A 9,331-nucleotide genomic window follows, 5' to 3' on the forward strand; every position below is an offset into this window, starting at 1 on the left:
CTTCGTTTGCAGAAAACAGAGCCAGAATGGCCAATCCCGTCGAAAGCAGATGACGCGTCGACGAGCGCAGTAGGGGAGAGAGCATGACGACCAAGAAGTTATGGGCTGTGCTGATGACAGGCACGAGCGTTGCTGCAAGCCCGGTTGCTGCATCGGCGCAGGTGGCCCCCACTGCGGGCGTCGAGGCGTCGGCAACCGCGCAGACGTCGCCCCCCGTCGCTACTGCAACGCCTGCGGACGCGCGGGAGTCCGCGCCGTCGGCTGACCCGACCGGCGATGTTGTCGTGACGGGATCGCGCATCGTGACGAACGGTAACAACATGCCGACTCCGGTGACGGTGGTCTCGGCGCAGGACTTGGCCGTCTCGCGCCCAACGACGCTGATCGACGGCCTCAACACTTTGCCGGTCTTCTCGGGCTCGCGCGGTCAGCAGTCGAACCCGATCGGTTCCGGTGCTGCCGGGGCCGGTAGCCCGGCGTCGAACCAGCTCAACCTGCGGAATCTGGGTGCGAACCGAACGCTGATCCTATTCGACGGGCAGCGCGTGGCGCCAACCACCATAACCGGTGTCGTCGATGTCGACATCATTCCCCAGATGTTGATTCAGCGGGTTGAGGTCGTCACCGGCGGCACCTCGGCGGTTTATGGCTCCGATGCGGTCGCCGGCGTGGTCAACTTCATCCCCGACCGCAATTTCAACGGGATCAAGCTCCAAGCGCAGGCCGGCGAGACTCAACTCGGCGACAACAAGAACTGGAAGGCCGGCATCGCCGGCGGGACGACGCTGTTCGACGGTCGGCTGCACGTGATGGCCAGCTACGAACATTACGATACCCGCGGTATCCTCGACCGCTTTTCGCGTGACTGGAACCGGAAATATGCGGTGGTCGGCACCGGCACCTCGGCCGACCCATACATTCTAACCGCCAATGTCCGAAATAACTCGGCAACGTTCGGCGGGCTCGTCACCAGCGGCATTTTGAACGGTCAGCAGTTTCGCACCGATGGTGTTCTCAGCGCCTTCGTCCACGGCACTCCAACTTCGACTAGGACGGCCGAAGTCGGCGGCGATGGTTATTATCAATCGGCATCGCTGGTTGCACCGCTGACCTTCGATCAAGCCTATTTCCGCGCCGACCTCGATCTTGGCGGATCAACCCGTGCGCACTTCCAGGCGGCGCGCGACAAGAAGGAGAACGAGCTGAGCTTTAATTGGCCCTCGCTAACTGGCCTGACGATCAGCCGCGACAACGCCTTCCTGCCTGTTGCGTATCGGACGCAGCTGGTGAATGCCAACCAGACAACCTTCGGCTTCAGCAAGATCTTCAGCCAAGCACCGACGCTACATCCGCGAATTTCATCAGACCAGATCATAGTGAACGGTGGTTTCGACGGCCGCATCAGCGGCTGGCGCTGGGACTTGTCTGGAAATTATGGCCGAACCACCCTCAAGAATAATTTTGCGTACAACATCAATAATGAGCGGCTCTCGGCCGCACTGGACGCGGTGGTAAATCCCGCCACCGGCCAGATCGTCTGCAACACAGCATTGACCGGCGCACGACCCGATTGTGTCCCGCTCAACATCTTTGGCCCGACCTCGGCTAGTCAAGCGGCGCTCGACTACATTCTCACCACGACGCATTACACTGCTCATTCGCAGACGGTCGACATCAACGGTTCCGTCTCGGGTCGGATTTTTGATACCTGGGCGGGGCCGGTAAACACGGCGCTCTCGGCCGAATGGCGCCGGACCAGCTTCGAATCCGAAACTGACGCCAACGCCAACACGCTAGCGAACTGCACCGGTCTGCGCTTCAACTGCCGGGCGACCACGTTGCTGTGGGCCAATGCCTTTGCGCCACGCTCGAAGGTCAGCGTGTCCGTGAAAGAGGCTGCGGCCGAGGTCGAGGTGCCGCTGCTACGAGACTCAGTGATCGCGCAATCTCTCTCGGTGAACGGCGCCGCCCGCTACACGCAGTACAGCACAAGCGGTAATTATTGGACGTGGAAGGGCGGTATCGACTGGCGTTTCAGTCCGGCGCTGCGGCTGCGCGGGACGATCTCGCGCGATATTCGCGCACCGACGCTCAATGATCTGTTCGCGCCGGCCTCGGTCCAGTCGACGACTGCAGTCGATCAGCTAACCGGTGCGCAGCCGACCGTGCCGAGCTTCCGCGCTGGCAATCCCAGCCTGATCGCCGAGATCGGCCATACCAAGACGTTCGGCTTCGTTTACGAGCCGACCTGGCTGCCCCGGTTCAGCCTGACGGTCGATGCGTTCTTCATCGGCGTCGACAACGCGATTGTCGAGGTCAAGGGCGAGGACTCGGTTGTCCAGCAGACTTGCTATGCAAGCGGTGGCACGAGCAACTATTGTACGCTGCAGGACCGGCCGCTCAACTACACCGATAGGACGGCTGCCAACATCGTCACCGCGTGGCGGCAGTACAACATCAACATCTCCAGCATCAACACCAAGGGTGTGGACGTCGAAGCAGCATACCGGACACCAATCTTTGGCAAGCCATTCAACTTTCGGGGCTTCGTCACCTGGCAGCCCCACACTATCTATGCGCAGCCGGGCCTATCGAATATCGACATGGGCGGCACCGCTTATGGTCCCGCACCGCTCATCGCCAGTCCGTCGGTGCGTGTGACGCTGACCGAGTCCATGGAGGTCGCCAAGGGCTTTCGCATCGACCTGCAGGAGCGTTACCGCAATCCGCTCCGGCTGAGCGGCGATGACACGATCACGGTCGCTTGCTGCAAGGTTGCGGCAGTCACCTACGTGGACCTCAACCTTTCCTATCGGTTCCGTGCTGGAGGAAGCGACAGCGAACTGTTCTTCAACGTCCAGAACCTTCTCGACAAGGATCCGCCGCCCGCCGCGCCACCGGGCAGCACCACGCCAGGCGCCATGGGCGGCTGGGCGATCGGCGATGATCCACTCGGCCGGTCCTTCGTAGCAGGTCTGCGCGTCAAGATCTGATGAGCCCTTGCCGAGCGAATCGGAGCGTTTGAGAGGAAAGCACGATGCGTGAGGCAGGTATGTTCATCGCGGCGGCGTTGTCGCTCCTCCTCGGCGCAGCGCCGGTCCATTCACAGGAGGACGACGGGGGCGCTTCTCGGTCGGTCAAGCCCGGGCCGGTCGACACGTCCGCTTACCATACCCAATACGTCCGACTGCCGGGCCAGGGCGAGGGCCTGCTCTACATACCAGCCGACCTCAGTCACCCGCGAGTGACGTTGATCTTCACGCATCCCAGCCGCAACAATTTCAACGCAGAGCTCGGACGCGAAATGGCGAGCCGCGGCTACCGTACGCTGATGCTGAACTATCGTGGAAACGCGGATTACGGCGAAGCCGACCCTGAGGAATATCTTCCCAGCATTTCGGCCTCCGTTACTTGGCTGCGCTCGCTCGCCGGAGTGGAGAAGGTGGTGCTCGTCGGCCACAGCGGTGGCGGACATCTCGTCGGCCTGTATGGGGGAGTGTCGGAGAAGGGGCCGGGCTTCTGCTCCGACCCGGCGAAGATCTATCCATGCCCCACCCGCGGACTCGAGCGACTTGCCCGTCTGGACGGTATCGTCTTTCTCGATGCGACGCTGGGCGCGTTCCACCAGATGAGCGCCATCGACCCCGCGATCGCGGGCAAGGTGCGCGACGAGCGACTAGATATGTTTGCTCCCGCCAACGGCTATGACCCCGTGACCAAGCGCGCAACCTATTCGGCTGCGTTCGCCACACGCTTTTATGCCGGTCAGGCAAAAGACAACGCGCGGGTGATCGACAACGCTGTCGGGCGGCTCCATGCCATTGAAACGGGTAAGGGCGACTATTCCGACGACGAGCCGCTCGTGATCCGTGGCATGGGCGTGCGGGCATCAGGCGCTCGGCTGTATCAGCCCGATACGAGCTTTGCGGCGCACACCCGTCAACCGCATCTGCTGCTGCGCGCCGACGGCACGAACGAGCAGGCCGTGATCCGTTCTGTCCGCGCACCGGGCGGCCGCTCGGCGGAGTCGCTCAACGCGCTAGAGACAATGGCGCAGGATACCACGGTACGCCGTTTCCTTGCTGCCTCCGCAATCCGCACGCGTGCCAATTACGCAATCACCGCCGATGATATTGTTGGCGTGGATTGGCAGTCTTCTTATAATTCGACACCAGCGATGGCCGAAGGCATCACGGTTCCATCACTCGTCCTGACGATGACCTGCCATTATCTCGTGATGCCCGGCGAGGTGATCTTCAATCATCTCGCCTCGCGCGATAAAACCTACGCGGCGGTCGAGGGCGCCACCCACGGCTTTGCGCCCTGCCGCCCGGAGTTCGGTGATACTGGCAAGCGGACATTTGATTATCTCGACGGCTGGCTGTCGCAGGGCCGGTTCTGAGCCTCAGCCCGTCGCGGGATCGACGAACAGCTCCTCGATAATCATACGCCGAGGCGTGAGCTGCTGGCGAAACGCCGCTTCCTCGAGCGCACGGATGGTCGGCAGGTTTTGCTTAAGGCCATAGGGCAGGGGATCATGGCCAACGATCTTGCGCAGGTTGGCGTACTTCTTGTTCGCCGCCACATCCTCCTCGCCCGCATCGAGGCGGACCAGCCACTCGTCTTTGGCGCGGCTGAACGCGTCGAACAGCGACCTGGCAACCCAGGGATGGGCGGCCAGAACCGCGTCCTTTACGACGATGGTCCCATGAATGGGATATATACCCGTACGGGCATACCACTCGGCCTCAAGCGCCTTCGCATCTTGAAACAGGTCAGGGTAATTGGCCTCAACGGCCTGCATCCCTTCTGTCGGTTTGCCGGAGCGGCCGACTCCCGCATTGGCTGCGAACCCTGCGGCAAGTTCGCCGTCGGCCATCATCTCGGCGAGTGGACGGCTCGCGTGGATGACGTTGGCGGGAAGCGGCATCTGAGTGACATGCTCTTCGTCATCGACTACCCAGGTCACCGCTGAATCGTCTAGCCCGAACTCGTCTACCAGGATCGCGCGGGTCCACGCACCGGTTGTAACAGAATAGGCGCGAACGCCGACCTTCTTGCCTTCCAGGTCTTTTGGAGAGCGGATGCCGGCATCAGGCCGGACCAACAGGCCGGCATGATGAAACCGCCGTGCGATGAAGATCGGCAATGCCACGAACGGCGCGTCGTACGCGCGCGCGATAACATAGGTGGTCGAGGCCAGTTCGCAAACGTCGAACTCGACATTGCGAACCATTCGCCGGAATGCCGCGATCTGTGGCTTAACCACCACGAATTCGGCGTCGATACCCTCAATCGGGATGGACCCATTGATCAAAGCGCGCGTGTGCGGTTGATCCGAAATCGCGAACGTCAGGTGAAGTTTGTCAGGCATGGTTATCCCCTCCTGCCGATGCACGCCACCCAGCTGCGACCGGCTGTTGTGCCTTCTTTGCCGTGCATTGCAGCACGTCGCTCATTCAAACTTGGCGGTGCGGCGATTTATTCGCGAACGGTGCCCGTGAACATTCGAGAAGCTCGACGGCTGCGAACCGCTGATGCGTGCATCGTCGCTTCGGCCAGCGCCGACACAAATCGATGTTTAGAATATGGTCGCGCGACTTCTAATGACGCCTTGGCGGGGTTCGGCGGTAAATGGCCACCGGCAACGAGACGATATGGACGGCGCGCATAGTGGCCGATCCTGAGGGGAGGCACCATGATTATTGATTGCCACGGTCATTTCACGACGGTGCCCCAGAGCTTTCGAGATTTTCGGGAGAAGCAGGTAGCTGCTGCAAACGATCCGGTGAATGCCCCTAGCCGTGGCGAGGCGCATGTCAGCGACGACGAGATCCGCTCAGCTATCGAGGGGGGGCAGCTCAGGCTTCAGCAGGAACGTGGCGGTGATCTGACGCTGTTTTCGCCGATTGCGAGCCTGATGAGCCATCACCGCGGCAACGAACGCACCAGCCTGGAATGGGCGACGATCTCGAACGATCTCGTCAAGCGCGTAGCCGAGCTCTACCCCGACAACTTCGTGCCCGTGTGCATGCTGCCGCAATCGCCCAATGCACCGCCCGCAAACAGCGTGCCGGAGCTGCGGCGATGCGTCGAGGAGCTCGGCTTCATCGGCGTCAATATAAACCCGGACCCCTCCGGCGGCTATTGGACCGGAAAGCCATTTACCGACCGCGAATGGTATCCGTTGTTCGAGGCGTTGTGCGACCTTGACGTGCCCGGAATGGTCCATGTGGCGGCATCCTGTAATCCTAACTTCCACAGCACCGGTGCGCATTACATCAATGCTGACACGAGTGTGTTCATGCAGATCTTGCAATCGAACCTGTTCGACGACTTTCCGACGTTGCGCCTCATCATCCCGCATGGCGGCGGCGCGGTGCCGTATCACTGGGGTCGCTACCGCGGCATGAGCCTGGAGATTGCCAAACGACCCCTCGAGGGCCTACTCGACAACATATTCTTCGACACGTGTGTTTATCACCTCCCCGGCGTCGAGCTGCTGACCAAGGTGATTCCTGCGGCGAATGTATTGTTTGGGTCGGAGATGATTGGTGCGGTGAAAGGTATCGATCCGAATACCGGCGACAACTTTGACGACACCAAGAAGTATGTCGAGGCGCTGCCGCTCTCGGCTGACGACAAGGCCAGTATTTTCGAAGGCAACGCTCGTCGCGTATATCCCAGGCTCGATGCATTACTGAAGGGGCGCGGGAAGTGAGCGGGCGACTGAATGGCATTGTGCGCGCCTGGCAATCGGGGCGACCGGCAATGGCGGCTTTCGCCCAAGCCGATCGTCAGTCCGCGGTCGGGCTCAGCACCGCCCCCTATGATGGCATCATCTTCGAGATGGAACACAATCCCTGGGACATGAACGCGCTCTCGGACGCGATGCAATATCTTCTCAACAAGCAGGAGCTCGTCGCGTCGGCAACGCCCGCGTGCGGAATGACACCACTTGTTCGCATTCCGGCAAACGGTCGCGAGATGAACCAAGCCTATGCCAAGCAGGCACTCGACCGCGGCGCTTACGGCATCATCTGGCCGCATGTCGCAACCGTCGAACAGGCATATAATGCGGTATCAGCCTGCCGTTACGCCCGCCCCAGCGTTGCTCCGCTATACGAGCCGGTGGGTCAACGCGGCGACGGACCTTCATCGGCGGCACGCTACTGGGGGCTCAGCCAGACCGATTATTACGCGAAGGCGGATGTCTGGCCGCTCGCCCCGCACGGTGAAATATTGGTTGGGCTGATGGTCGAGACGCCAGAAGCGATCGACAATCTCGACAACATACTGGGTGATGTACCCGGCATCGGGTTGTGTCTGATAGGGGAGGGTGATCTCAGTCAGGCGCTTGGCTTGCCACGACAGTATGATCATCCGGAGGTGCGCGACGCGATGGCGCGAATTGTCGCCATCTGCCGAAAGCACAATATCGCGGTCGGCAATCCTCACACGACCCTTAAGAACGTCGATCGGCTGATCGACGAGGGATATACGTTCCTGATGCAGGGGCCGGTCAAGACCTATCCCGCGGTCGAACGGGCGCTCGCCCGGTTTGGTGCCGCCAAAACTAACGCCAGCCCCGGACATTCGTACTGAGTTGATGAGAAGGCTAGAACGATATGGGAGATGGAAGAGCCAAGCTCGCGGTGCGGGGCGTCACCAAGACGTTCCGTCTGCGCGGCGCACCGGGTGGCGGCCAGCAGTTCCTCAATGTGCTGCGTGGGGTCAGTTTCGATATACGGCAGGGCGAGATCGTCTCGATCATCGGCGAAAGCGGTTGCGGTAAAACTACCTTGTTGCGGATCGTACAGGGACTGGTCCGGCTGGACACCGGCGCGATCGAGGTTGACGGTGTACCGGTCAAGAAGCCGGGCCGCGACCGCGGCTTCGTCTTCCAGCAAGCCGGCTTGCTGCCATGGCGGACGGCAAGGCAGAATATCGAGTTCGGGCTCGAGCTGCAGGGCGTGTCGAAGGCGGAACGAACTCAACGGGCCAGTGAGTTGCTCCAGCTGGTCGGCCTCCATCACGCCGCAGACCAGTTGCCCCACCAGTTGTCAGGCGGAATGCAGCAGCGTGTCGGCCTGGCGCGAGCGATGGCGATTAATCCTGAGATCTTGTTGATGGACGAGCCCTTCAGCGCACTCGATGCGCAGACCCGCGAGGTCCTTCAGGCGGAATTACTCCGTATCCAGGCCGAGACCAACAAGACCACGCTCTTTGTCACCCATGACCTAGACGAAGCGATCTACCTGAGCAATCGCGTGATCGTGCTTGCAGCGAAGCCTGGTAGGGTGAAACGCATCGTCGACATTCCTTTTACCCATCCCCGGCCGGAATTGCCCGAGCTTCGCGGCGATACGCGCTTTCAGTCGATCCGTGCAGAGATGTGGGATCTCATTCGCACCCCGGCACAGGCGCTGGCGGCATGAACGCGAGGACGATAACCGTGACCGATAGTGCTGCCGCAGCTGAGCTCGACAGTTCTGCCGACGTCGAGGTGCTGGGGCCGCCACCGCGCGCGCGCAGTCTGGTCTGGCTGGTTCGGCTCGCCTCGATCATCGTTGTGATAGGATCGTGGGAATTCTTCGGCCGCAAGGTCGATCCGCTGTTTATGTCGTACCCCAGCGCGATCGCTACGGCGGCGGTGGCCATGATACAGAGCGGCGAGCTCGGGGCCGCCTTGCTGAGCAGCATCCAGACGCTTGTGATCGGATTTGTCACTGCATCAATGATTGGACTAGTGCTCGGTCTTTTGATCGGGCGCTATCGGCTGGTCGATGCAGCGACCGATTGGCTTGTCAACGCGCTTTACTCGACACCCTTGGTCGCGATCCTGCCGCTCGTCATCCTGTGGTTTGGATTAGGCGACATGGCGAAGCTTTTCATCGTCTCGCTGCTTGCGGTGTTCCCGGTGCTCATCAACACGGCGGCCGGCGTGCGGAACGTACCCGCGCAACTGATCGATGTCGGTTCTGCCTTTGCTGCGAGCGAACGACAAATCTTTCTTAAGATCATTCTTCCAGCGACCATACCCTATATGATGACTGGGCTGCGTCTAGGTATTGGGCGTGCAATCATCGGCATGGTCGTTGCCGAGTTCTTCACGGCAATCACAGGCCTAGGTGCTCTCATCGTGAAATACGGCAATCAATATGATACCGCATCAATGTTTGTGCCGATCCTGACGTTGATGCTCTTGGGCATCGGGCTGACCATTCTCGTGCGGAAGGCCGAGGATCACTTCGCGCCATGGCGCTCGGTGGGAGACTAGGGTCAGGACTCATTGGTCATAGCCAGAAGATGACAAGGGCCGCGAGGGCAA

Annotated in this window: 7 protein-coding genes; 6 read left to right on the forward strand and 1 reads right to left on the reverse strand. The window is 60.9% G+C overall.

Annotated elements, in window-relative coordinates; all coding sequences use genetic code 11:
• Positions 1 to 83 precede the first annotated feature (83 nt).
• Both ACFE7K_RS02835 and ACFE7K_RS02840 read left to right on the forward strand, forming a co-directional pair.
• Positions 84 to 2,993 carry a TonB-dependent receptor domain-containing protein gene (locus tag ACFE7K_RS02835; RefSeq protein ID WP_375396645.1) on the forward strand — a complete coding sequence of 970 codons (2,910 nt, stop codon included), beginning with the start codon at positions 84 to 86 and terminating at the stop codon, positions 2,991 to 2,993.
• Positions 2,994 to 3,037: 44 nt separating this feature from the next.
• The gene (locus tag ACFE7K_RS02840) at positions 3,038 to 4,402 is read left to right on the forward strand and encodes a hypothetical protein (protein WP_375396646.1); all 1,365 of its coding nucleotides are present in this window, start codon (positions 3,038 to 3,040) and stop codon (positions 4,400 to 4,402) included.
• Positions 4,403 to 4,405: 3 nt separating this feature from the next.
• Here the strand turns inward: ACFE7K_RS02840 and ACFE7K_RS02845 are convergent, their stop codons facing one another.
• Positions 4,406 to 5,374 (reverse strand): PhnD/SsuA/transferrin family substrate-binding protein, encoded by a 969-nt coding sequence (locus tag ACFE7K_RS02845; protein ID WP_375396647.1) that lies wholly within the window; start codon positions 5,372 to 5,374, stop codon positions 4,406 to 4,408.
• A 324-nt stretch (positions 5,375 to 5,698) separates the two neighbouring features.
• On the opposite strand from ACFE7K_RS02845, the gene ACFE7K_RS02850 reads away from it, so the two are divergent.
• From ACFE7K_RS02850 to ACFE7K_RS02865, 4 genes are read left to right on the forward strand one after another with little or no spacing between them, the layout of a single operon-like run.
• On the forward strand, positions 5,699 to 6,721 hold the full coding sequence (locus ACFE7K_RS02850) for an amidohydrolase family protein (RefSeq protein WP_375396648.1): 1,023 nt from the start codon (positions 5,699 to 5,701) through the stop codon (positions 6,719 to 6,721).
• Positions 6,718 to 7,605, forward strand: coding sequence for an HpcH/HpaI aldolase/citrate lyase family protein (locus ACFE7K_RS02855; RefSeq protein ID WP_375396649.1), 888 nt, complete (start codon positions 6,718 to 6,720; stop codon positions 7,603 to 7,605). The genes ACFE7K_RS02850 and ACFE7K_RS02855 overlap by 4 nt, the downstream gene beginning before the upstream one ends.
• Positions 7,606 to 7,628: 23 nt before the next feature.
• On the forward strand, positions 7,629 to 8,438 hold the full coding sequence (locus tag ACFE7K_RS02860) for an ABC transporter ATP-binding protein (protein ID WP_375396650.1): 810 nt from the start codon (positions 7,629 to 7,631) through the stop codon (positions 8,436 to 8,438).
• 17 nt (positions 8,439 to 8,455) lie between these two features.
• Positions 8,456 to 9,280 (forward strand): ABC transporter permease, encoded by an 825-nt coding sequence (locus ACFE7K_RS02865; RefSeq protein WP_375396651.1) that lies wholly within the window; start codon positions 8,456 to 8,458, stop codon positions 9,278 to 9,280.
• Positions 9,281 to 9,331 lie beyond the last annotated feature (51 nt).

The sequence above is a fragment of the uncultured Sphingomonas sp. genome (genome assembly GCF_964244265.1).
GTDB lineage: Bacteria > Pseudomonadota > Alphaproteobacteria > Sphingomonadales > Sphingomonadaceae > Sphingomonas.